This is a genomic window from Crocinitomix catalasitica ATCC 23190 (assembly GCF_000621625.1).
GTDB lineage: Bacteria > Bacteroidota > Bacteroidia > Flavobacteriales_D > Crocinitomicaceae > Crocinitomix > Crocinitomix catalasitica.
Map to the genome: position 1 here is coordinate 1 of NZ_JHXV01000071.1, position 1,254 is coordinate 1,254.

The following is a 1,254-nucleotide window of genomic DNA, read 5'->3' on the forward strand; positions in this document are numbered from 1 at the left end:
ATCCCTTAGGTTTGTTTCTTATAATATAGATATTATCTTGATGTTTATAATTAGAGTTACAACTAGTAAAGGCGAATAAACGATAGCTAAAGGTGTAAGAGACCTATGTCCCGATTTTATCCTTTACTAGTTCTTTAAGCAAGCATCAAATAGAAATTAAGGTATTAGACCTATTATCAGGGAATTAATTGTGCTTAAAGGCGTAACTCCAAAAAATAAAAGTTATGGATAAAATTAATGATTTTGTATATTTTATTGGTGTAGATATTTCAAAAAATGTTCTTGACATTACTGTTTTAAACGGTTCTAAGCAAATATTTTATGAAAGAATTGATAATACAACCAAAAGTTTAACTAAATTTTTAAAAAGCTTAGTTAAGAAAAATATAAATTTAGAAAAAGCATTGTTCTGTGCTGAACATACCGGTATATATGGGAATAATCTCAAAACAGTTCTGAAATTAAATGATTATTATTTGTGGCTTGAGAGAGCTTTACAAATAAAAAGATCTATTGGAATAGTAAGAGGAAAGAATGATAAGATTGATTCACTCAGAATTGCTATGTATGCTTATAAAAACCGAATTGATTCGGTTAAATTTCAGCTAGAAAGAAAAGAAATACTGAGTTTGAAAGCTTTAATTGGTCTACGTAGAAGGTTAATTCAAACTAAAAAACAACTCAGCCAGGTATTTATTGAAAAGGAATTCTTGAGTAAACAAGAGCTTAAGGATTTACATTCTAATTGCAAAGACACTTTAAAAGCGATTCAATTAGATATCAAGAAAACGGAGAAAAAGATGCTTGAAATTATAAAATTAGATCAATATTTAAATCGACTCAATGAATTAATTACTTCTGTTGATGGTGTTGGCTTTATAACAAGTTTAGAAATTATAGTAACAACAAATGAATTTAGAAACATAAAAGAGGCTAAAAAATATGCTTGTTATAGCGGAGTAGTTCCGTTTGACTACTCTTCAGGAACCAGTGTAAACAAAAGATCAAGAGTATCCCCGATGGCTAATAAATCGATTAAAACAATACTACATATGGCAGCAATGTCAGCGATTCAATGTGAAGGGGATTTAAAGCATTATTACCTTCGTAAAGTTGCTGAAGGAAAGAATAAAATGAGTGTGCTAAATGCGGTAAGAAACAAATTAATCCTTAGAATTTTCTCTTGCGTTAACCAAAATAGAATTTATCAAAAAAAGTTTAAATTAAATTTGGTTTAACCATAGAAATCGGGAC

General features: G+C 28.8%; 1 protein-coding gene. It reads left to right on the forward strand.

The window, feature by feature from the left end; all coding sequences use genetic code 11:
- Positions 1-224: 224 nt before the first annotated feature.
- Complete coding sequence (locus T367_RS0118340; protein WP_035845803.1) at positions 225-1,238, forward strand: IS110 family RNA-guided transposase; 1,014 nt, start codon at positions 225-227, stop codon at positions 1,236-1,238.
- Positions 1,239-1,254: the final 16 nt, after the last annotated feature.